Source organism: Burkholderia cepacia complex sp. TUM26381 (assembly GCF_057439935.1).
The window spans coordinates 1,661,390-1,682,572 of the sequence record NZ_CM172006.1 but is presented as its reverse complement, the minus strand read 5'-3'; the positions used below and the strand labels follow the sequence as shown (position 1 = coordinate 1,682,572).

Annotated in this window: 19 protein-coding genes; 10 read left to right on the top strand and 9 right to left on the bottom strand. The window is 66.7% G+C overall.

Annotated features, from left to right (window positions below; genetic code table 11):
• The first annotated feature begins 288 nt into the window (after positions 1–288).
• The 5 genes from ACWMMN_RS07895 (at position 289) to ACWMMN_RS07875 (ending at position 6,252) form a co-directional block, all read left to right on the top strand.
• Positions 289–1,536 (top strand): ROK family protein, encoded by a 1,248-nt coding sequence (locus tag ACWMMN_RS07895; protein WP_059236793.1) that lies wholly within the window; start codon positions 289–291, stop codon positions 1,534–1,536.
• Positions 1,523–3,076: a sugar ABC transporter ATP-binding protein gene (locus tag ACWMMN_RS07890; RefSeq protein WP_486423189.1), complete on the top strand. Its 1,554-nt coding sequence runs from the start codon at positions 1,523–1,525 to the stop codon at positions 3,074–3,076. Before ACWMMN_RS07895 ends, ACWMMN_RS07890 begins: the two co-directional genes overlap by 14 nt.
• Positions 3,077–3,116: 40 nt before the next feature.
• Positions 3,117–4,154: an ABC transporter permease subunit gene (locus ACWMMN_RS07885; RefSeq protein ID WP_486423188.1), complete on the top strand. Its 1,038-nt coding sequence runs from the start codon at positions 3,117–3,119 to the stop codon at positions 4,152–4,154.
• Positions 4,155–4,237: 83 nt separating this feature from the next.
• Entirely contained in the window at positions 4,238–5,182 is a 945-nt protein-coding gene (locus tag ACWMMN_RS07880; protein WP_059234610.1) for an ABC transporter substrate-binding protein, read from the top strand.
• 131 nt (positions 5,183–5,313) lie between these two features.
• Entirely contained in the window at positions 5,314–6,252 is a 939-nt protein-coding gene (locus ACWMMN_RS07875; protein ID WP_486423187.1) for a carbohydrate kinase family protein, read from the top strand.
• A 22-nt stretch (positions 6,253–6,274) separates the two neighbouring features.
• Here ACWMMN_RS07875 and ACWMMN_RS07870 read toward each other — a convergent pair whose 3' ends face one another.
• The 3 genes from ACWMMN_RS07870 to ACWMMN_RS07860 all read right to left on the bottom strand — a co-directional run bounded on the left by ACWMMN_RS07870 (position 6,275) and on the right by ACWMMN_RS07860 (position 9,323).
• Entirely contained in the window at positions 6,275–8,005 is a 1,731-nt protein-coding gene (locus ACWMMN_RS07870; RefSeq protein ID WP_340624073.1) for a SulP family inorganic anion transporter, read from the bottom strand.
• A 23-nt stretch (positions 8,006–8,028) separates the two neighbouring features.
• Positions 8,029–8,655 carry a ParB-like protein gene (locus ACWMMN_RS07865; protein WP_059234614.1) on the bottom strand — a complete coding sequence of 209 codons (627 nt, stop codon included), beginning with the start codon at positions 8,653–8,655 and terminating at the stop codon, positions 8,029–8,031.
• Positions 8,656–8,780: 125 nt separating this feature from the next.
• A complete protein-coding gene (locus ACWMMN_RS07860; RefSeq protein WP_340624072.1) occupies positions 8,781–9,323 on the bottom strand; it encodes a GNAT family N-acetyltransferase in 543 nt (180 codons plus the stop codon).
• Between the two features lie 294 nt (positions 9,324–9,617).
• On the opposite strand from ACWMMN_RS07860, the gene ACWMMN_RS07855 reads away from it, so the two are divergent.
• From ACWMMN_RS07855 to ACWMMN_RS07840, 4 genes are all read left to right on the top strand, one after another.
• The gene (locus ACWMMN_RS07855) at positions 9,618–10,838 is read left to right on the top strand and encodes an MFS transporter (protein ID WP_059236799.1); all 1,221 of its coding nucleotides are present in this window, start codon (positions 9,618–9,620) and stop codon (positions 10,836–10,838) included.
• Between the two features lie 215 nt (positions 10,839–11,053).
• The gene (locus ACWMMN_RS07850; protein WP_043182625.1) at positions 11,054–11,875 is read left to right on the top strand and encodes a TetR/AcrR family transcriptional regulator; all 822 of its coding nucleotides are present in this window, start codon (positions 11,054–11,056) and stop codon (positions 11,873–11,875) included.
• Between the two features lie 161 nt (positions 11,876–12,036).
• The gene (locus ACWMMN_RS07845; protein ID WP_340624071.1) at positions 12,037–13,791 is read left to right on the top strand and encodes an AMP-binding protein; all 1,755 of its coding nucleotides are present in this window, start codon (positions 12,037–12,039) and stop codon (positions 13,789–13,791) included.
• Between the two features lie 29 nt (positions 13,792–13,820).
• The gene (locus ACWMMN_RS07840; protein WP_174991428.1) at positions 13,821–14,735 is read left to right on the top strand and encodes a DUF1571 domain-containing protein; all 915 of its coding nucleotides are present in this window, start codon (positions 13,821–13,823) and stop codon (positions 14,733–14,735) included.
• Between the two features lie 27 nt (positions 14,736–14,762).
• Here ACWMMN_RS07840 and ACWMMN_RS07835 read toward each other — a convergent pair whose 3' ends face one another.
• Entirely contained in the window at positions 14,763–15,044 is a 282-nt protein-coding gene (locus tag ACWMMN_RS07835) for a PXPV repeat protein (RefSeq protein WP_174991427.1), read from the bottom strand.
• Between the two features lie 295 nt (positions 15,045–15,339).
• Between ACWMMN_RS07835 and hfq the strand changes: the two genes are divergently transcribed.
• The gene (hfq, locus tag ACWMMN_RS07830; RefSeq protein ID WP_059234622.1) at positions 15,340–15,918 is read left to right on the top strand and encodes an RNA chaperone Hfq; all 579 of its coding nucleotides are present in this window, start codon (positions 15,340–15,342) and stop codon (positions 15,916–15,918) included.
• A gap of 78 nt (positions 15,919–15,996) precedes the next feature.
• Here the strand turns inward: hfq and ACWMMN_RS07825 are convergent, their stop codons facing one another.
• From ACWMMN_RS07825 to ACWMMN_RS07805, 5 genes are read right to left on the bottom strand one after another with little or no spacing between them, the layout of a single operon-like run.
• Positions 15,997–16,704: a DUF2968 domain-containing protein gene (locus ACWMMN_RS07825; protein ID WP_059234625.1), complete on the bottom strand. Its 708-nt coding sequence runs from the start codon at positions 16,702–16,704 to the stop codon at positions 15,997–15,999.
• 54 nt (positions 16,705–16,758) lie between these two features.
• Positions 16,759–18,150: a sigma 54-interacting transcriptional regulator gene (locus ACWMMN_RS07820; protein WP_059234627.1), complete on the bottom strand. Its 1,392-nt coding sequence runs from the start codon at positions 18,148–18,150 to the stop codon at positions 16,759–16,761.
• Positions 18,151–18,163: 13 nt separating this feature from the next.
• The gene (locus ACWMMN_RS07815; protein WP_059234628.1) at positions 18,164–19,975 is read right to left on the bottom strand and encodes a TadG family pilus assembly protein; all 1,812 of its coding nucleotides are present in this window, start codon (positions 19,973–19,975) and stop codon (positions 18,164–18,166) included.
• Between the two features lie 12 nt (positions 19,976–19,987).
• Entirely contained in the window at positions 19,988–20,323 is a 336-nt protein-coding gene (locus tag ACWMMN_RS07810; RefSeq protein ID WP_342704187.1) for a DUF3613 domain-containing protein, read from the bottom strand.
• A gap of 23 nt (positions 20,324–20,346) precedes the next feature.
• On the bottom strand, positions 20,347–21,174 hold the full coding sequence (locus tag ACWMMN_RS07805; protein ID WP_059236803.1) for a tetratricopeptide repeat protein: 828 nt from the start codon (positions 21,172–21,174) through the stop codon (positions 20,347–20,349).
• Between the last annotated feature and the right edge of the window lie 9 nt (positions 21,175–21,183).

Genomic DNA, 21,183 nt, shown 5'->3' with positions numbered 1-21,183 from the left:
ACGATCCGGCACCGCCGGGCTTCGCCTCGTGCGGGTTACGGCGATACGTGCAATCCCGCGGGAAATCGTGGCGTGCTGGTCCATCCCGGCTCATCAGACGAATGCCACATTTCCCGATTTCCAGGCACTCGCGATCGATCCCCGGTTCCCCATGCCGGCACGTACCCTCCCCGTCACAAGACAAAACCGGGATTTCCCTAGGCTGACATGCCGGCGCTCACGCGGTTAAATAAATCAACGTGATTTATTTAATGCGCCGCCAAGCGGTGCGACATGGAAGGAGACGCCATGAGAAGCCCGCACTTCGGCCAGGGAAGCAATTCGGCCAACGTGCGCCGTTACAACGAGCGCCTGCTGCTGAAGACGCTGCGCCGCGTGGGCAGCGCGTCGAAGGCCGACCTCGCCCGTCTCGCGAACATGACGGGCACGGCGGTCGGCAGCATCATCGAATCGCTCGCCGACGCGAAGCTGATCGAATTCGCTGGCCGCACCGAAGGCCAGCGCGGCCAGCCCGCCTCATTGATCCGCCTCGACCCGCGCGGCGCGTTCGGCATCGGCGTCCATCTCGACCGGATGCGCATCGAGACCGCGCTCGTCAACTTTGCAGGCGACGTGCTCGGCCGCCGCTCGCACGACACGCTGCTGCCGCCCCCCGCCGACGTGCTCGAAATCGTGCGTCACGACATCGGCGCGATGCAGGCCCTGCTCCCCGACCATGAACGCGCGCGCCTGACCGGCATCGGCGTCGCGCAGCCCTACAACCTCGGCGCGTGGATGCGCGAGCTGGGCCTCGCGCCCGACACGTTCCGTACATGGGAAGACGTCGATTTCGCGGCCGACCTCGGCCGCACGCTGTCGCTGCCCGTCTTCGGCGAAAACGACGGCAACGCGGCCGCGATCGCCGAACTGTTCTACGGATACGGCCGGCAGTGCGACGATTTCGTCTACCTGTTCATCGGGCCGGCGATCGGCGGCGGCATCGCGATCGATGGCGACTGCCTGCGCGGCGTGACCGGCAATGCGGGCGACATCGCCGTGATTCCGGTACCGCCGAGCCGGCTCGCCTCCGCGCCGCCGCCGCGCGGCCCGTGGGACATCCTGCTCGCGCGCGCGTCGCTGCATGCACTCGTGCGCCATCTGCGCCATCACGGCGAGACGGTCGACAACCGCGCCGATCTCGAAGCATGCATCGCCCGCGGCCTGCCGGCCGTCGACGAATGGATCGACGATTGCGTCGACGCGCTTGCGCCCGCGTTGCGCGCGGTGCTGTGCGTGGTCGATGCGCCGGTGGTCGTGCTCGACGCCGACACCGATGCGGGCCTGCTCGACGCGGTCACGACGCGCCTGCGCTCGGCGCTGGTCGCCACCGCGCCCGAAGCGCGCGGTACGCCGACGCTCGTACGCGGTACGTTCGGTGCCGACGCCGGCGCGATCGGCGCGGCCACGCTGCCGATGTTCTTCAACTTCTCCCCGCGGGCCGGCATCCTCAAGGGCGCCCGCACCGACTCGCAGGAGGTCAACCATGTCGCGATCTGAGTCGCCCCGTCCTTTGCTCGAGATGCGCGGGATCAGCAAGACGTTCCCGGCCGTACGCGCGCTCGACAACGTCAGCCTGACCGTCTATCCCGGCGAGATCCATTCGCTGATGGGCGAGAACGGCGCGGGCAAATCGACGTTGATGAAGATCCTGTCGGGCGCGTATCGCGCCGATTCCGGCGGCGAGATCCTGATCGACGGCGAACGCATCGACATCGACAGCCCGCTCGCCGCGCGCGATGCCGGCGTCGCGGTGATCTACCAGGAGCTGTGCCTGTCGCCGAACCTGACCGTCGCGGAAAACATCTACATCGGCCGCGAACTGCGGCGCGGCAACCGGCGCTGGGGCACGATCGACCGCGCGGCGATGGCGCGCGGCTGCCAGGACGTGCTCGCGCGCCTGGGTGCGCCGTTCGGGCCCGACACGCTCGTCGATACGCTGTCGATCGCCGAACAGCAGCTCGTCGAAATCGCGCGCGCCGTGCACACCCGCGCCCGCATCCTCGTGATGGACGAACCGACCACTCCGCTGTCGTCGCGCGAAACGGAACACCTGTTCAACCTGATCCGCCAGTTGCGCGAGGAAGGCCTCGCGATCATCTACATCAGTCACCGGATGGCGGAGATCTACGAACTGTCCGACCGCGTGTCGGTACTGCGCGACGGCGCGTACGTCGGTACGCTCGAACGCGCCTCGCTGTCGGCCGATCGGCTCGTCGCGATGATGGTCGGCCGCGACATTTCCGGCTTCTACAAGAAGGAGCACGCGCAGTACGACCCCGGCCACCTGCTGCTGTCGGTCCGCGACATCGCCGACGGCGCACGCGTGCGCGGCTGCAGCCTCGACCTGCACGCCGGCGAAGTACTCGGCGTCGCGGGGCTCGTCGGCGCGGGCCGCACGGAACTCGCGCGGCTGATCTTCGGCGCCGAACCGCGCGTGCGCGGCGACGTGAAGCTGGGCGACCGCACGTTCGGCGCACACTCGCCGCGCGACGCGATCGACGCGGGGCTCGTCTACCTGACCGAGGACCGCAAGCGCCAGGGCCTGTTCCTCGACATGAGCGTGCGCGACAACATCAACATCTCGGTATGCAACCGTGACGCCCGGCTCGGCGCACTCGACCTCGCACGCGGCGCCGAACGTGCGCGCGACGCGATCGCGTCGTTGTCGATCCGCGTCCCCCACGCGAACGTCAACGTCGGCGCGCTGTCCGGCGGCAACCAGCAGAAAGTGCTGCTGTCGCGGCTGCTCGAGACGAAGCCGCGCGTGCTGATCCTCGACGAACCGACGCGCGGCGTCGACATCGGCGCGAAATCCGAGATCTACCGGATCATCAACGAACTGGCCCGTGCCGGCGTGGGTGTGATCGTGATCTCGAGCGAGCTTCCGGAAATCATCGGCGTCGCGGATCGCGTGCTCGTGATGCGCGAAGGCGAGATCGCAGGCGAACTCGGCGGCCACACGCACACGCCCATCACGCAGGAAGCGATCATCGCGCTCGCCACCGGCTCGCAGGCCGAACTCGCGGACGCGCACTGAGCCCGCCCCTTCATTTCACTCTTACATTCAGGTTACCGAAATGATCAACCCGACCAAGCAGCGGAACCTCGCTTCCGCGACGGCCCATCCGGTGGCCAACCGTACGCCCCTGATGCGCGGCGCCGATCATCGCGCCCGCATGCAATCGCTGATCCGCACGGCCGGCATGCTGCCGGTGCTGCTGATCCTGTGCGTCGGCTTCGGCTTCCTGACCGACGGCTTCTTCACGCTGCAGAACCTGTCGATCGTCACGCAGCAGGCATCGATCAACATCGTGCTCGCGGCCGGCATGACCTTCGTGATCCTGACGGGCGGCATCGACCTGTCGGTCGGCTCGGTGCTCGCCGCTGCGGCCGTCGCCGCGCTGCTCGCGTCGACGATTCCCGGCTGGGGCTGGCTCGGCGTGCCGTTCGCACTCGTCGTCGGCCTCGTGTTCGGCGCAATCAACGGCGGGCTGATCTCGTTCCTGCGCCTGCCGCCGTTCATCGTCACGCTCGGCGCGATGACGGCCGTGCGCGGCGTCGCGCGCCTGATCGGCAACGACACGACCGTGTTCAATCCGCAACTGCCGTTCGCGTTCATCGGCAACGGCTCGATCCTCGGCGTGCCGTGGCTCGTCGTGATCGCATGCGCGGTGATCGCGATCTCGTGGTTCATCCTGCGCCGCACGGTGCTCGGGATGCGGATCTATTCGGTCGGCGGCAATCCGGAAGCCGCACGCCTGTCGGGCATCAACGTGCGGGCGATCCAGATGTTCGTCTATGCGGCGTCGGGGCTGCTGGCCGGCCTCGGCGCGGTGATGTCGGCCGCGCGGCTCTATGCGGCCAACGGCCTGCAGCTCGGCCAGTCCTACGAACTCGACGTGATCGCCGCGGTGATCCTCGGCGGCACGAGCTTCGTCGGCGGCGTCGGCTCGATCGTCGGCACGCTGATCGGCGCGCTGATCATCGCCGTCCTGACGAACGGCCTCGTGCTGCTCGGCGTGTCCGACATCTGGCAGTACATCATCAAGGGGCTCGTGATCATCGGCGCCGTTGCGCTCGATCGCTATCGCCAGCGCGATTCCGCACGCACCTGACCCCTTCCCGTCGATTCCACCTTGCGGCGCAGGCCGGACCGCCTGCGCCCGTTCGCCAACAAACCTCACGGAGACACCACGACATGTTCAAGCACACCGCCGCCCTGACCGCCGTCGCCTGCGCGCTCGCCTTCGGCGCTGCCGCCGCCCATGCGGCCGACAAGCCGCTCAAATCGATCGGCGTCACGGTCGGGTCGCTCGGCAACCCGTACTTCGTCACGATCGTCAAGGGCGCCGAAGCACGCGCGAAGCAGCTCAATCCGAATGCGAAGGTCACGGCCGTCTCGGCCGACTACGACCTGAACAAGCAGTTCACGCAGATCGACAACTTCATCTCCGCACACGTCGACATGATCCTGCTCAACGCAACCGATCCGAAGGCGATCGAACCGGCGGTGAAGAAGGCGCAGGCGGCCGGCATCACGGTCGTCGCGATCGACGTCGCCGCGGCCGGCGCGAATGCGACCGTACAGACCAACAACGTGAAGGCCGGCGAACTCGCGTGCGACTACATCGCGAAGAAGCTCAACGGCAAGGGCAACGTGATCATCGAGAACGGCCCGCAGGTATCGGCCGTGATCGATCGCGTCAACGGCTGCAAGACCGTGCTCGCGAAAAACGCCGGCATCAAGCTGCTGTCGAGCGATCAGGACGGCAAGGGCTCGCGCGAAGGCGGGATGAACGCGATGCAAGGCTACCTGACGCGCTTTCCGAAGCTCGACGCGGTGTTCACGATCAACGACCCGCAGGCGATCGGCAGCGACCTCGCCGCGAAGCAACTGAACCGTCCGGGCATCGTGATCACGTCGGTCGACGGCGCACCCGACATCGAAGTCGCGCTCAAGTCCAACACGCTCGTGCAGGCGTCGTCGAGCCAGGATCCGTGGGCGATGGCGCAGCAGGCCGTGAACGTCGGCTACGGGATCATGAACGGCCAGAAGCCGGCCAATCCGATGATCCTGATCGAGCCGACGCTCATCACGCGCGACAACGTGAAGACCTACAAGGGCTGGAGCACGCCGCGCTGATCGCGCCGCCCCGCTGCCCGCCGAACCCGGGCGGTGCGGGGCCGCGCGCCATGCGCGACGGCCCGCACTGCCCGCTTTCTTGGATCAACCGCCGTACGGCCGTGCGCAACGCCACGGCACAAGGTTTCGACATGACGACGACGTTCCCCCGCCTGATCGTATTCGGCGAAGCGCTGACCGATTTCATCCGCGACGACGCACAGCACTGGCACAGCGTCGCTGGCGGCTCATGCTGGAACGTCGCACGCGTCGGCGCGCGGCTCGCCGTGCCGACGGCCTTCGCCGGCACGGTCAGCCGCGACACCTTCGGCGACGAGCTGATGCGCAAGAGCGCCGACGCCGGGCTCGACATGCGCTTCATCCGGCAGGTCGACCGCGCGCCGCTGCTCGCGATGGTCGTGTCGAAGCAGCCGCCCCACTATTTCTTCATCGGCGAGAACAGCGCCGATCTCGCATTCGATCCGGCCGACCTGCCCGCCGGATCCTTCGACGCGGCAGAGATCGTGCACGTCGGCTCGCTCGGCGTCGTGCGCGAGCCGCTCGCGTCACGCCTGATCGAGCTCGCACAGGCCGCGCGTGCGGCCGGCAAGCGGATTTCGTTCGACCCGAACTTCCGGGCGCCGATGGCTGCGCCGTCGTATCGCGACACGCTGCGCCGGCTGGCCGCGCTCGCCGACTGGATCAAGGTATCCGACGAAGATCTGCGCGGGCTGTTTCCCGAACTCGACGAGGCGGCCGCGCTCGCGCAACTGCGCGAATGGGCGCCCGACGCGACGATGCTCGTCACGCGCGGCGCATCGGGCATGCAACTCCTGCATCGCGACACCGTGCTGTTCCAGCCCGCATTCCCGACCGAAGTCGCCGACACGGTCGGTTGCGGCGACGCGAGCGTCGGCGGCTGGCTCGCGAGCCAGCTTACGCGCCCCGATGCGACGGCCGTCGAACATCTGCGCTACGCGGCCGCCTGCGCGTCGGTGGCCTGCGCGCATGCAGGCGCCTATGCGCCGACGGCCGGGGAAGTGGCCGGCATGATCGATCGCACGGCCAGCGCCGCCGCGCTTTCGCAATAGACGGCGCCGTCGCGCCACAGTGTCAGGCGGCGGTCGTTCCGCCGCTGCCGTCCGACGGCATGCCTGCCGTCAGCAGTTGCAGGCTCTCGTCGACGCTCAGTTCCGACATCGCGTCGTCGTGCAGCGTATCGTCCGCCGCGCGGCGCAGCGCATGCAGCGCATGCACCTTGAGCCGGACGATCGCGAGCCGCAATCCGCGCGCCGCGCATTCGGCCGCAAAGGTACGCAACGATTCGATCGTCGTACCGTCGACATCCGGCGTTTCCTCGAGACTCAGCATCACGGTATGCGTGTCCGGCGCGGCCTTCATCAGCGCACGCACGCGATTCAGCATCCGGTCCGCATTCGCGAAGAACAGTTGCGCCTCGGGCCGCACGATCAGCACGCCCGGCACCGGCTTCGCGTCGGCATGGCTCGCGACGTCGACGAAGTCGTGGCTGTCGCGCAGCCGGCCGAGCACGCTGACGTTCGGTTCGGACAGCTTGCGCAGCGTCAGCAGCAGGCTCACGCCGATGGCCGCGAGCAAGCCGTGCAGCACGCCGAGCACGAGTACCGCGAGCAGCGCCGCGATTACGACGAGCCGGTCGCGATGCCACGCCCAGTACGGCCGGAACACGGACGGATGCAGCGAGTGGCTGACCGCGAAGATCACGATGGCGGCAAGCACGGGCTCCGGCGTGCGCGCGAGTTGCGGCAGCAGCAGCCAGACGATCAGCGCGACCACGCCGGCCGCCCACAGGCCGGCAAAGCGCGACTGCGCGCCGGCCGCCTCGTTCGCCGACGTCGCCGAATAGCCGGCGCCCACCGGCATCCCGTGCAGCAGCCCCGACACGAGGTTCGCGCAGCCGAGCGCCACGAGGTCGCGGTTCGGCGACACGGTATCGCCATGCTTGAGCGCAAAGTTGCGGATCGAACCGTACGACTCCGCGTACAGGATCAGCATCAGCGCGAACGCGAGTTCGACCGTCTGCATCCACGCGTTGCGGTCGAGACGCGGCAGGCCGAATTCGAGGTGCCGGAAGTCGATATGGCCGACGATCGCGATCCCGTATCGCTGCCAGTCGATCGCATAGCCGGCCGCGATCGACAGCACGATCACGACGAGCGTCGCGGGCACGCGCGAGCGGCGCCCGAGCGCGAACAGCAACGCCAGCGCGAGCGCACCGAGCACGACGCTCGCGAGGTTCGCATGCGGCGCGCCGGTGATCAGGTCGAGCGCGACGCGCGGCGCATCGCTGTGCTGCACGGAAATCGCGAGGATCTTCGGCAACTGCTTGATGACGATCGTCAGCGCGAGACCGAACGTGAAGCCGCGCAGCACCGGCCGTGCGACGAAATCCGACATGCCGCCGAGCCGCGCGGCGCCCGCGAGGATGAACAGCACGCCCGTCATCGCAACGAGCGCCGCCGCGAGCGCGAGCTGCGCGGCCAGCGCCATCCCCGATTCGGCGAGCACGGTTGCCGCGAGCACCGCAGCCGACGACGACGTCGACGACACGATCGCGAAGCGGCTGCTGCCCGTCAGCGCATAGACGACGAGCCCCGACAGCAGCGCGATCAGGCCGGCCTGCGGCGGCAGGTTGGCGAGCCCCGCATACGCGACCGCTTCGGGAATCAGCAGCCCGGCGATCGACAGGCCGGCCAGCGCATCGAGGCCGATGCGCCGCCTGGGCGGCGGCGAAGCCGCATCGAGCGCGGCGAAATGGTCCGCATGCTGCGGGCCGGCGTCGGGGCGGATCGGGGCAGTCGTCATGAGCGGTCGGCGCCGTGCGCCGGTCAGGGTTTGACGGCGATGACGCCCGACCAGCCGGGCAGATAGCGCGCATCCTGCTCGTGTGCGCGATGCAGCGCGACGTCGAGCGCCTTCGCGAAATTCTTGCGGATCTGGTCGAGCGACACGTGCTGGCGCAGGTAATCGGCCCACAGGAATTCGCTGAACGGCGTTGCGTCCTTCGCATAGCCGCCCGCCGTGCGCAGCTCGCCGGCGAGGCTGCGGTACGGATCGTCCTCGAGCCCGGTCAGCGCCTTCGGCAAGTGCGCATAGTCGCGCCGCGAGCCGTCCGCGCCGAACGGATGCACCCACTGGTTGTGTTCCATCATCCGCCAGAAGATCGTGTCGTCGAGCCACGACAGATCCTTCAGCAGCATCGCGTTCACGCGCGACTCGCCCTCCTCGATCAGCGCGAGGCCGAGGTGGTGATGATCGGTGATGTAGTGCATCCCGTCCGGGCCGAGGATCGCCGGGAACCAGTGCGATTCGATCGCGGCCTTGCGCGCACGCTTGTCGAGCGCCTTCCAGTGCTTGCGCTTCGCCTTGACTTCGCGATAGCCGACCGTCATCTGCGTCGGACGCAACGCGTCGAGCCGGACGGGAATGAGATGAACGTCGTTGCCGAGTGCCATGGTCGTACCCCATGTTGCGAAATTCCGGCAACGATACTCCTGATCGCGCGAGCCGTTAATACGTCATGACCTCGATACGCGTGCGGTTGACGATCTCTGACACCCGCCGCGCGCACGACGCGGCGCTACGTGCGCAGATCGTTGCGTTCGAGACGATGGCGAATGTAAGGAATGCCGTCGTTCACGACGCTCACGCGGCGCATCCCGAGCTTGTGCGCAACGTTCAGCGAGCCGCTGTTGGCTTCCGCGATGTCGGCGATCACGCGCGGCAGGCGCACGGTGTCGAACGCGTGCCGCACGACGGCCTGCGCGGCCTCGCTCGCGATGCCGCGCCCCCAGGTCGCGCGCACGAGCCGCCAGCCGATCTCGACGTCGTGCGCCCCGTCCACATAGTCGGGAATCAGCAGGATCCAGCCGACGAATGCATCGGGCGCCGTCTTCTCGAAGATCGACCAGTAGCCGAGGCCCGGCGGATAGTCGCGCGTGATCCGGTGCATGACGAAGCGGCGATGCTCGACGGGGTCGTGCCACGGGCCCGCGATGTGCCGCGTGACCTCTGGATCGCGATCCATCGCGAGGCACGCATCGAGATCGGCCAGCACGCGCGGACGCAGCCACAGCCTGGCTGTTTCGAGCACGGGCAATTCGGCGGCGGAACGTTCATTCATCCGGACTCCTGATTCGGTGACGATGCGCATCGAACGCATTACAGAATTGATACAAAAAGCCTTCCGGAATGATACAGACACCTGTCGCGGGTCTCGCGCGGCCCCGTTTCCGTTTCCGAAACAGTTCATTTCGTAGGGATTATTCCCGATTCGGGGGTATCGCGCCCCGCATCGCGCAGCGCGGACGCCTACACTCGATCCATGCCCCCGCGCCGCGCGCCGGCCGGGCCGGCATCCGCATGCACAATCCGCATGCACATCGTGCGCGCACAAGCCAACGTGGAGACCTCGGACATGAGCTGGACCCGCGAACAACGCAACGTCACGATCGCCGCCTACCTGGGCTGGACGCTCGATGCGTTCGATTTTTTCCTGATGGTTTTCGTGCTGAAGGATATCGCCGCGGAATTCGCGTCGACGATCCCCGCGGTCGCGTTCGCACTCACACTGACGCTCGCGATGCGCCCGCTCGGCGCGCTGATCTTCGGCCGGCTTGCCGACCGCTTCGGGCGCCGCCCGACACTGATGGTCAATATCGCGTGCTACTCGCTGCTCGAACTTGCGTCGGGTTTCGCGCCGAGCCTCACCGCGCTGCTCGTACTGCGCGCGCTGTTCGGCATCGCGATGGGCGGCGAATGGGGCGTCGGCTCCGCGCTGACGATGGAGACCGTGCCGACCCATGCGCGCGGCTTCGTGTCGGGACTGCTGCAGGCCGGCTACCCGAGCGGCTACCTGCTCGCGTCCGTCGTGTTCGGCCTGTTCTACCAAACCATCGGCTGGCGCGGCATGTTCATGGTCGGCGTGCTGCCCGCGCTGCTCGTGCTGTACGTCCGGGCGCACGTGCCCGAATCGCCGGCGTGGAAGCAGATGGAGAAGCGCCCGCGCCCGAGCCTCGGCGCCACGCTGAAGCAGAACTGGAAGCTCACGATCTACGCGATCGTGCTGATGACCGCGTTCAACTTCTTCTCGCACGGTACGCAGGATCTCTATCCGACCTTCCTGCGCGAACAGCATCACTTCGATCCGCATACCGTGTCGTGGATCACGATCGTGCTCAACATCGGCGCGATCGTCGGCGGCCTGTCGTTCGGTGCGATCTCGGAGCGGATCGGCCGGCGCCGCGCGGTCTTCATCGCCGCGTTGATCGCATTGCCCGTGCTGCCGCTGTGGGCGTTCTCGAGCGGCCCGGTTGCGCTCGCAGCAGGCGCGTTCCTGATGCAGATCTCGGTACAGGGCGCGTGGGGCGTGATTCCGGTTCACCTGAACGAGATCTCGCCCGACGAAATCCGGGCCACCTTCCCCGGCGTCGTCTATCAGCTCGGCAACCTGCTCGCGTCCGGCAACGCGACGATGCAGGCGTCGCTCGCCGTTTCGAACGGCAACAACTACGGCTTCGCGCTCGCGCTCGTGGCCGGCATCGTCGCCGTTGCGATCGCCGTGCTGATCCTGTTCAGCCGCGAACGGCGCGGTATCGACATGACGCAATCGGTCAATACGCGTAGCACGGTCGGCTGAACCCGCACCTTGCGGCACCGCATCATCGCGCGCGCCCCGTCCCGCCGGGGTCGCGCACCGCACTTTCCGCATTCGCACATCGAACTAGAGGAATTTGTCCAGATTCCCCGCTTGCCCGCTCCGCCCGCGATTTTTTATCTTAATAAAAACGACTGTTTGAATCAGATAATCAAATCACCTGTTCGCGGCCGGGAAACCGGCATGGGAGGCGGAACATGGCAGTAAGTCAGGAGGGGCGGCCATCCGCGGGACGGCCGTCCGGGGCACGGTCATCCGGCACTCGGCAGACCGGCGGGACGAAGGCGCGCATCCTCGATGCGGCCGAGGATCTCTTCATCGAGCACGGCTTCGAAGCGATGTCGATGCGGCAGATCACGTCGCGCGCGGCGGTCAACCTCGCGGCGGTCAACTACCACTTCGGCAGCAAGGAAGCGCTGATCCACGCGATGCTGTCGCGCCGGCTCGACCAGCTCAACCAGGAACGCCTCGGCATCCTCGACCGCTTCGATGCGCAGCTCGGCACGCACATCACCTGCGAGCACGTGCTCGGCGCGATGTTCATTCCCGCGCTGAAGGCGTCGCGCAATCCCGAGCGCGGCGGGCCCGGGTTTCTCCGGCTGATCGGCCGCGCGTACACCGATCCGTCGCCGTTCGTGCGCAACTTCCTGACCGCGCACTACGCGAGCGTCGCGGGCCGCTTCTTCGACGCGTTCCAGCGCGCGTTGCCGCATCTGCCGCGCACCGAGCTCGGCTGGCGGCTGCACTTCGCGATCGGCGCACTGTCCGGCGCGCTCGCGGGCGCCGAAACGGAAAGCCTGATCGACGAGTTCTCGCAAGGACGCACGATGAACGACGTGCAGATGATCGCGCGGCTGTCGTCGCTGATCGTCGCCGCGCTGAAGGCGCCGATGCCCGACAGCGCGCAACTGTCGATCTTCGCGGCGGTACTCGACGACGCGGGTGCGAGCGAAGCGTTCGGGTTGCCGCAGTCGGGCGCGACGACCGCCGATACGGCGACGCTGCATTCCACGAACTGAGCGCGCGAAGCCACGCGCGGCTTCCTGTTCACGATTTGATTGATACGCGCGGTCATGCAGGGCGTCGAGGCGCCCGCACCGACCGGCCGCGAAGCACGGGGCATGGGCAGGCGCCGAAGCGCCCGCCTGCCCTCGCCGAGAGCCAAGACCGGAGACACGTCATGTCATCTTCCGCAGCAACCACCGCGGCCCAGGTTCCGCCGAACACCGACGGCATCTGGTACGCGTCGTACCCGCCCGGCGTCCCGCACGAAATCGACGTCGCGCAATACGCGTCGCTCGTGCAGTTCTTCGACGAATGCACGACCCGCTTCGCCGACCGCGTCGCGTACGTGAGCGCCGGCGCGTCGATGACCTATCGCACGCTCGCCCGGAAGGTCGACGCGTTCGCGTCGTACCTGCAAAGCCTCGGCGTGAAGCCGGGCGACCGCGTCGCGATCATGCTGCCGAACACGTTCCAGTATCCGGTCGCGCTGTTCGGCACGCTGAAGGCCGGCGCGATCGTCGTCAACGTGAACCCGCTCTACACCGTGCGCGAACTCGCGCACCAGCTGAAGGACAGCGGCGCGCAGACGATCGTCGTGTTCGAGAACTTCGCGCGCACGCTGCAGGATGCGCTGCCGGAAACGCAGGTGAAGAACATTGTCGTCACCGCGCTCGGCGACCTGCTCGCCGACGGCTTCAATGCGAAAGGACGCCTGATCAATTTCGTCCTGAAGTACGTGAAGAAGCTCGTGCCCGCCTATCACCTGCCGCAGGCCATCCGGCTGCGCTCCGCCCTCGCGCTCGGCGCACGCGGCAAGCCGCAGCGCGTGCAGACGACGCGCGACGACCTCGCGTTCCTGCAGTACACGGGCGGCACGACCGGCGTCGCGAAAGGCGCGATGCTCACGCACGGCAACCTGATCGCGAACCTGCTGCAGGCAAAGGCCTGGATCGCCGACCAGGTGTCGGGCGACGTCGAAACCGTGCTCACGCCGTTGCCGCTTTATCACATCTATTCGCTGACGGTGAACGCGTTCATCTTCATGGGACTCGGCGGGCGCAACATCCTGATCGCGAACCCGCGCGACATGAAGATGGTGATGAAGATCATCCGCAACGAAACGTTCACGGGGATCACGGGCATCAACACGCTGTACAACGCGTTCCTCGACAACGAGGAATTCCGCAAGCGCGATTTCTCGAAGCTCAAGCTCGCGATGGCGGGCGGGATGGCGATGCAGCGCGCGGTCGCGGAGCGTTTCCAGCAGGTGACGGGGCGGCCGGTCGTCGAAGGCTACGGCCTCACCGAATGCTCGCCGATCGTCACGATGAATCCCGTGGACCTGAACGACATGGCCGCATTCAGCGGGTCGATCGGCCTGCCCGCGCCGTCCACCGTCGTGCGCTTTCGCCGCGAGGACGGCACCTGGGCCGCCATCGGCGAGCCGGGGGAGCTGTGCGTGCATGGCCCGCAGGTGATGCGCGGCTACTGGCAGCGCCCCGACGAGACGGCCAAGGTGATCGACGCCGACGGCTGGCTCGGCACCGGCGACATCGGCGTGATGGACGAGCGCGGCTTCATCCGCCTTATCGACCGCAAGAAGGACATGATCCTCGTGTCGGGCTTCAACGTGTATCCGAACGAGATCGAGGAAGTGCTCGTGATGCATCCCGGCATCAGCGAAGCCGCGGCAATCGGCATTCCCGACGAGGTACAGGGCGAACGGATCAAGGTGTTCGTCGTGCGCCGCGACCCGTCGCTGACGGTCGACGACGTGCTCGCGCACTGCCGCAAGAACCTGACCGGCTACAAGATGCCGAAATTCGTCGAGTTCCGCGACGCGCTGCCGCAGACCAACGTCGGCAAGATCCTGCGCCGCGCGCTGCGCGACGAGGAACTCGCCAGGATCAAGGCCGCGAAGCAAGGCTGAACGATCCATCGCTCCGGGAGATGCTGTCGATGAACGAAGGAATGAAGCGCCGTACGCGGCATGCCGCCACGGCAGCCGCTTGCGTGCTGTCGCTCGCACACGCGGGCCTGCATGCTCAGGAAACGGCCGGCGCCGCGAGCGCGGCACAGGAAGTCGCGCTGCCGGCGGACCTCGCGAAGGTCACGCACGAGCCGCTCGTGCAACAGGCGCGCTGGTTGCGCACGGCAGCCCAGCACGGCACGCTCGCGCAGCTCGACGACGCGACGCTGACGGCGCTCTTCAAGGCGCTCGATCCGCTCGCCGTGCCGCTCTACATCCGTAACGGTCCCAACGGCTATCCGTCGTACCAGTTCACGATGGTGCGCCAGGAGCGCATCAGCGGAAAATGGTCCGACACGCCCGACCGCATGCTCGTGAAGACGACCCGCGAGCCGCTGCGCGTGTATGCGAAATGGCTGCCGGGCGGCGCCCATGCCGGACAGGAGACCATCTACGACACGACCCAGCGCAAGGACGAGATGTACGGCCATCTCGGCGGCCTGCTCGGCAAGATTCCGCTGTGGACGGCGATCGACGGCGCACTGGCGCGCGCCCAGTCGAATCACCAGGTGAAGGATCTCGGCACCGAGTTCATCACGAACCTGTACCTGACCGAAGGGAAGAAATACCTGGAAGCCGGCGTGCAGCGGCCAACCAATGTGGAAGTCCGAACGATCAGCGGCGTACGTGTTGTCACGCTCACCTACGAAACGCCGACCGGCCGGCCGCAGTTCTATGCGAAAAAGGAAATCCTCGGGCTCGACCTGCACGCCCCGTATTTCCGGACCGTCGAGTCCTATGACAACGACGGCAAGATCTTCGAGCGGATCGTCATCGAGAAAATCGCGCCGGCGACCCTCGACGACACCGCATTCGACCCGAAAAACCCCGACTACGCGTTCTGATTCGCGCCGCCGGTGCGGGCCTCGGGTTCAATCGTCATCGTCGTCGCCGTGGTGCTTGCGCCAATGCTTGTAGTAGTGCTTGCGCCACTTCCGGTAACGATCGTCGTCGTCATCGCCGTAGTAGCCGTATCCGTAGCCCGGATAGGCGACGACGGCCGGCTGCGGCGCCACATAGACCGGTGCCGGCTCGACATAGACCGGTGCGACCGGTACGCCGATGCCGACCGACAGGTCGACATGCGCCATTGCACTGCCGGAAACAAGCCATGCCATGCTCCCGATCACCCCTGCCACTTGTCTCTTGTTCATGCTGCGGATCCCTGACAAGCCGGCCCGCCCGGCTCACGCAAGCAATATAAGGATGGCGCCCGTGCCGAGGTGATACCGCGCTGCGAGAGTCGTAACGCAACGTAACGAAACGGCTTTGGCCGTTCGGCCGAATCGCGAAAATGCGCCGGAACGTCTATAGTGGGTTACGGTTCGACACAATCACGACTGCGCGCTTGCCTATCGAACAGGGTAGAATCCCGCCAAACGCCTTGTGGACGAACACGCCACACACACGCACAACATATTCTCTGACGCAGGCTCCTGCCGCACCTCAATGGCCAATCCCGCAGAATCCCATCCGCAAAACGACTTCATCAATTCGGCGCGCAAGGAACGTAAGCGCGTTGAAATCTATCTCGTCAACGGCATTCGTCTGACGGGGTGTATCGAGTCGTTCGACCAGTATCTGGTGATGCTGCGCACCCCCGTGGGTCTGCAAGGCATCTACAAGCGTGCGATTTCCACGATCCAGCTCGACACCGGCGGCTCGCGCCCGGGCGGCAGCGGCCCCCGCGGGCCGCGCACCGGCGGTCGCCCCGGCGGCCGTGAAGGCGGCGGTCACAGCCCGTACGGCTCGCACGGCGGCTCGCGCGAATCGCGCGGCGACGGCGGCTACGGCTCCCGCGAACCGCGTGAAGGCTATGGTTCGCGTGAACCGCGCGAGGGTTACGGCTCGCGCGAGCCGCGCGAAGGCTACGGCGCACCGCGCGAACCCCGTGAGCCGCGCGAAAGCTACGGCGCGCCGCGCGACACCGGCGATGCATCCGGCAACACGTCGTCGCCGGATTCCCGCGGCGGCAACGGGCCGGTGATCGTGACGCGCCGCCGGCGAATCGTGCCGGACGGCCAGTAAAACCAAAGGGCAAGCCAAACGGCTTGCCCTTTTTACTTGTACGGCCGGCGCGGCATGTCGCCGCACCGCCGCCGACACTCAGCGCGCCGTCGCCGGCAGGCCCGCGTTGGCCTCGCGCTGCAGCGAGCGCACCTGCTGCTGCAAGGCGCGCAGTTGCGACTGCAGTTCGGCCTGCTGCGCCTGCAGCGCAACCGTCTCGCTGCGTACGCTCTTCTGGCGGTCCGAAACGGCCGCCTGCTGCTGGCGAGCGATCGAGATGTCGGCCTGCAGACGCCGCGCACGGTCCTGCGTGACCTCGATCTGCTTGTCCGTCTGCGCCTTCTGCGATTCCAGCTTTGCCGCGCGCAGCTCGTTGACCGCCAGCCGCTCGGCCTGGCGCGAGAAATCGCGATAGATCGCTTCCGCGCGCGTTTCGTCGTACGTCTTGATCACGCGCCAGAACGCCTTCTGCTGGAACAGCGCAACGAAGTACGCGCCGTCCTTTACGTTGAACAGCAGGCTTGCGCCATAGCTGCCGTTGTAGCTCGTTCGCATTTCCGTCAGCGAGTGCGCCTGGATCTGGCGCTGCAGGTCGTCGACCGTGCTTTGCCCCGTCGTCTCGCCCGCCTGCGGCTGCACCGACGCCTGGACCTGCGAATCGATCACCGGAATCGCAGCCACCGGCGCAGACGCCTGCTGCACTGCCGACGGATCGCTGCCTGCCAGCCCCTGTGCGAACGCGCCCTGCATGCCTCCCACCATGGCGAGCAACACGCCCACCCGCCCCAACCCCGTCATATGGCTCATGAAGTTTTATTCCCGCCCGAGTCGTTGTAATTCAGCGCGATTTTATCTCATTAATTACTCGCTTTCGCGTGTCTCGGGCTCTTCGTCGAAGATCTGATATTTGCGCATTTTTTCCCACAGTACCTTGCGGCTGATGCCGAGCTGCTGCGCCGTGTCCTGACGCCGCCAACCGTTTGCGTCGAGCGCCGCGATGACGCGGCTGCGCTCGTTCATGTCCCACTTGCTGCGATCGACGAAGACCTCGGCCGCACTTTCGGCCGGCACCGGCTGGGCCGAGTTGCGTGCGTGTGCGATCAGCCGCTGCAGCCGCGCGGCATCCCACCCGCCCGTCTGCCGCACCGTCACGCCGACGCGCTCCGCGAGGTTGCGCAGTTCGCGCACGTTGCCGGGGAAATAGCTGTCCGCGACCGAATCCGTCAACCAGTACGGCAGATCGGACAACTCGGCGAGCCGCTCTTCGCCGACCACCTCGGCGACGAACGACTTGAACAACGCGATCTTGTCGACCGCGCCGCGCTCTTCCAGCGACGGAATGCTCAGCTCGATCACCGCGAGCCGGTAGTAGAGATCGGCGCGAAACAGCCCTTCCTTCACGAGCTGCGGCAACTTCTTGTTGCTCGCCGCGACCAGGCGGAAATCGACCTTGACCGGCGCCGTCGCACCGACCCGCAACACCGCGCCATCCTCGAGCACGCGCAGCAGCTTGACCTGCTGATACAGCGGCAGATCGCCGACTTCGTCGAGGAACAGCGTGCCGCCGCCAGCCTGCTCGAAATAGCCTTTATGCGCAACAACCGCGCCGGTGAACGATCCTTTCGCATGCCCGAAGAACAGCGATTCGAACAGGCCGTCGGGAATCGCGCCGCAGTTCACCGGCACGAATTCGCCGTGCCGGTAGCGCGAGTGCTTTTCGTGCAGCAGTTGCGCGATGCGCTCCTTGCCGACGCCGGTTTCTCCATGCAGCAGCACGTTGGTGTCGCAGTCGGCGAACGTATCGACTTCGTGCAACAGCGCCTGCATCGATTCCGAATGCGCGACGAGTTCGGACGGCTGCAACGTTTCGGCCGCGTGCGCGCGCAGTTGCGTGACGAGCTTGCCGATCATGCCGCGCAGTTCGGCACACGTGAAGTCGAGCGGCAGGACGTGCGAATACTCGGGCGGATACTGCGACGCGTCGTGATCGCGCGCCGCGCCGACCCAGACGACCGGCATGCCGATGTTGGCCTGCCAGTCGCGCAGGAATGCTGCGCCGCCTTCGATCATCGTCACGCTGATGATCGCCAGCGACCGCCGCATCGCGGCGCGCTCGGGCGAGACCACCGCGTTGTCGGCGCGGATCACTTCGACGTCGAAGCTCGCCATGCACCGGGCGACGCGGTCGACGATGTCCGCCTTGCCTTCCCAGACATACAGGTCGAGCTCTTCGATTGCGGGCGTATTTCTCATCTGATCTGCTTCTTCAGTAAACCGTTTGGGCGACCCCGCAATTGAGCGAGATCTGATGGACCGTCGCCGCGCCAACCTGGACGCCGAGGAGATTCAGCAGCGGAACGAGGACTGCGTCAAGGCTCGACAGGAGCGGCCCGAGCAGACCGCTCAAAAAGCTGAGCAACGTGGAGACGAAGTTCCCCGGAACCGTCAGGATGCTGGCGCCGAACAGGCCGACGTTGACGGTGATATTTGCGGCCGCGAGTTGCGTCAATGCCGAACTGAGCGCCGAGCCGAGCGCATTCGAGTTCACGGTCCAGTAATTCGCATCGATTCCCGGTACGCCATTGAACGTATGCGATTGGGACGCGCCTTGCACCTGAACCGAGATGTTGGACATGGAAGCCGTCAACTGGGCAATCCCGAGAACATTGGCGTTGATGATCTGAGCCGGCGATGTACAGCTGTAACTCGACGACAGGCTGATCTGGCCGGACGCATTGAGCGGAGGCTTGCCGATGCACAGATTGGCCACGCCCGGTTGTGCGGTAATGACGACCGTGCTTGCCGCCTGCGTGGAGGCGCATTGGGTCGAGTTCAACGTCGCAGTGCCGGTACCTGCCTGCAGATAAATCGGCAGATTGACGTCGACATTCACGCTCAGCAAAGTCAGCAAAGCGCCAAGCAGCGGCAGCTGCGCCGTGCCGAGATCGACATTGAGATACACGCCCACCGCCGCGGTCGACGCCTTCGTGCGCCACGTTCCCGTCGACGGATCGATCCCGCCCTCGCCGATGCCGATCGACGGCGGGCTGATGATCTGCACCTGCAACTGCGTCCCCGTCAGCCCGCCGAGATTCAGCGACGGCACATTGACCGTGACCGCCGGCTTGCCCGTTGCCGCGATCTCCGCGCCGACGAGCAGCAGGTCGAGCAGATCCACCTGCGCGTTGAGCGCCGCCTGCGTATCTGCGAGCGCGACGTTCAGCAAGCCGCCGGCGCCGCCGAGGCCGATCGTCGTCCCCGGAATGTTGGCGCTCAGGATCGCCTGCAGCGTGGCGAGGCTCGCCTGCAGGTTGGCGTTCGCGACGGCCGTCTGCGTGGCGGCGTTCACCATCAACTGGACCAGTTGCGGCAACGTGAGCTTCAGCGCGAGCAGTTGATCGACCGTGCCGACGCCCGCCGCCACGACGAGATCGCCGACCGTCACGTTCGTGCAGGCCAGCGATTGATACGACCCGATGTTCAGGTTCAGGTTGGCGCCGAGCAACCCGCCGATCAGTCCGTTGACGAGCCCCGGATTGCCGGACACGGGCGCGGATCCGCCCGCGCAACCGACGCCGCCGAGCGCCGCGAGGGTCGCCCCGACCGAGAACGTATCGATGTTCGTCGAACGCGCGGTCGATACCGCCGACACCGTCTGCGGCGGTCCGACGAAGAAGAACGGCACCTGACGCGTGACGATCACCTTCGCCGCGTTCAACTGCGTGGTCCCCGGAGTCGCAGTCGCGTAGTAGCTGGGTTTCGGATTGACCGACGTGTCCCAGCGGCCGCATTCGATGCTGATCGTGTCGCCGTTCGACGCATTGAGCCCGTTCGACTGCGCGTTGCTGGTCGCCGTGGCGGTCGGTTGCGAACAGGCATCGTCCATCCGCTGCACGGCCGCGAGCGCGGCCATGTCGGCAATCCGCTGCACGTCCCGGCGCTGGTAAAAGAGGTTACCGACGCCGATCGCGCCAAGCGTCGTGATGGCGATCAGCGTCGCGATGATCGCCATCACCGAGAACGCGCCGCGCTGTCGTGACGCGCGGCGGATTGCGCCGCCACTGTGCCGGGTATTCACCGTTTTGCTCCGTCAGCGCGCGAGGTCGCCACCGGACGATCCGCCGCTGCCGCCGCCACTGCCGCCACTGCCGCCGCCGCCCGCCGTCGACATCGTGCCGAACCACTGCGGAATCGGCGTCTTGAACGTGTCGATGTAGCGCTGATAGGCATACGTGCCGGCCGCGCCGTCGATCGGCTGAGGCGTGGCGGCCGCACGATTCGAACGCTGCAGGTCGAGCAGCGCGTTCGTCGCATGACCGATCTCGGACGCCGGCGTGTCGCTTTGCGCGTGCGCGATGCCCGCACCCAGCGCGCATGCGAACGCGACGCACACGGCCCGCACGCGGATTGAGGAAAGGTGAAACATGATGGCCTCCGTGAATATCGTCGTTATCGCGCGAAACGCTGCAGCAGCGGCACGGCGAGATCGAAGTTGTCGCTGCTCGCCACCGCCGGCGCGGACGTCGTGGCCGGCGCACGGGCAATCGCGCGCTGCTGCGCGCGCACCGCGGCCGCGACCTTCGTCTCGTCGTCGTGAATCTGGCTGCGTACCGCAGGCGAAAGCTTCTGCTGATCCATCAGCCGCCGCGCGTCCTTCGCGTGACCGGTCGCGAGCAGGTACAGCACGAAGTTGCTGAGGATTTTCGGGTTCTTCTGCTCGAGTTCGGCCGCCTTCAGCAGCGGCACGCGTGCGCCCGCCAGGTCGCCTTCGCGCATCCGCGAATACGCGAGATCGGACAGCGTTGCCGCATCGGTCGGCGCAAGCGCCGTCGCCTGTTCGAGTTGCTGCGCGGCAAGCGCAAAATCGCCGCGGGCGCCGGCGGTCAGACCCAGCCCGCGATAGCCGCGCGCGGCAAGCGGCGTCGTCAGCAGCTTCGTATAGGCGGCCACGCCCGCGTCGTACTGGCCGGTCGCGCGCAATGCGTCGGCGCGCAGCAGGATCGTGTCCGGCGAGGCGCCATATTGCTTCTCGTACTGATCGATGTGCGCGAGCGACGCGAAATACAGCCCCTGCGCCTGCATGCGATCGATCAGGCCCAGATACATGCCCGGCGTATCCGGCTTCGCATTCTTGTCGGCGGCGGCCTGCATCAGCGCACCGCGTTCGGCCTGCGCACCGATTCCGTATCCGGACTCCTTGAACAGCGAGCACCCGCTGGCAAGCAACGCGAACGCCGTCGCGCCTGCGATCGTGCCGATCCAACTCAATCGATTCATCTTGTGTCG

What these genes read in the sequence shown, in the direction of transcription:
- ACWMMN_RS07895 (WP_059236793.1), top strand. Translation starts at nt 289, where the DNA reads ATGAGAAGCCCGCACTTCGGCCAGGGAAGCAATTCGGCCAACGTGCGC.
- ACWMMN_RS07890 (WP_486423189.1), top strand. Translation starts at nt 1,523, where the DNA reads ATGTCGCGATCTGAGTCGCCCCGTCCTTTGCTCGAGATGCGCGGGATC.
- ACWMMN_RS07885 (WP_486423188.1), top strand. Translation starts at nt 3,117, where the DNA reads ATGATCAACCCGACCAAGCAGCGGAACCTCGCTTCCGCGACGGCCCAT.
- ACWMMN_RS07880 (WP_059234610.1), top strand. Translation starts at nt 4,238, where the DNA reads ATGTTCAAGCACACCGCCGCCCTGACCGCCGTCGCCTGCGCGCTCGCC.
- ACWMMN_RS07875 (WP_486423187.1), top strand. Translation starts at nt 5,314, where the DNA reads ATGACGACGACGTTCCCCCGCCTGATCGTATTCGGCGAAGCGCTGACC.
- ACWMMN_RS07870 (WP_340624073.1), bottom strand. Translation starts at nt 8,005, where the DNA reads ATGACGACTGCCCCGATCCGCCCCGACGCCGGCCCGCAGCATGCGGAC.
- ACWMMN_RS07865 (WP_059234614.1), bottom strand. Translation starts at nt 8,655, where the DNA reads ATGGCACTCGGCAACGACGTTCATCTCATTCCCGTCCGGCTCGACGCG.
- ACWMMN_RS07860 (WP_340624072.1), bottom strand. Translation starts at nt 9,323, where the DNA reads ATGAATGAACGTTCCGCCGCCGAATTGCCCGTGCTCGAAACAGCCAGG.
- ACWMMN_RS07855 (WP_059236799.1), top strand. Translation starts at nt 9,618, where the DNA reads ATGAGCTGGACCCGCGAACAACGCAACGTCACGATCGCCGCCTACCTG.
- ACWMMN_RS07850 (WP_043182625.1), top strand. Translation starts at nt 11,054, where the DNA reads ATGGCAGTAAGTCAGGAGGGGCGGCCATCCGCGGGACGGCCGTCCGGG.
- ACWMMN_RS07845 (WP_340624071.1), top strand. Translation starts at nt 12,037, where the DNA reads ATGTCATCTTCCGCAGCAACCACCGCGGCCCAGGTTCCGCCGAACACC.
- ACWMMN_RS07840 (WP_174991428.1), top strand. Translation starts at nt 13,821, where the DNA reads ATGAACGAAGGAATGAAGCGCCGTACGCGGCATGCCGCCACGGCAGCC.
- ACWMMN_RS07835 (WP_174991427.1), bottom strand. Translation starts at nt 15,044, where the DNA reads ATGAACAAGAGACAAGTGGCAGGGGTGATCGGGAGCATGGCATGGCTT.
- hfq (WP_059234622.1), top strand. Translation starts at nt 15,340, where the DNA reads ATGGCCAATCCCGCAGAATCCCATCCGCAAAACGACTTCATCAATTCG.
- ACWMMN_RS07825 (WP_059234625.1), bottom strand. Translation starts at nt 16,704, where the DNA reads ATGAGCCATATGACGGGGTTGGGGCGGGTGGGCGTGTTGCTCGCCATG.
- ACWMMN_RS07820 (WP_059234627.1), bottom strand. Translation starts at nt 18,150, where the DNA reads ATGAGAAATACGCCCGCAATCGAAGAGCTCGACCTGTATGTCTGGGAA.
- ACWMMN_RS07810 (WP_342704187.1), bottom strand. Translation starts at nt 20,323, where the DNA reads ATGTTTCACCTTTCCTCAATCCGCGTGCGGGCCGTGTGCGTCGCGTTC.
- ACWMMN_RS07805 (WP_059236803.1), bottom strand. Translation starts at nt 21,174, where the DNA reads ATGAATCGATTGAGTTGGATCGGCACGATCGCAGGCGCGACGGCGTTC.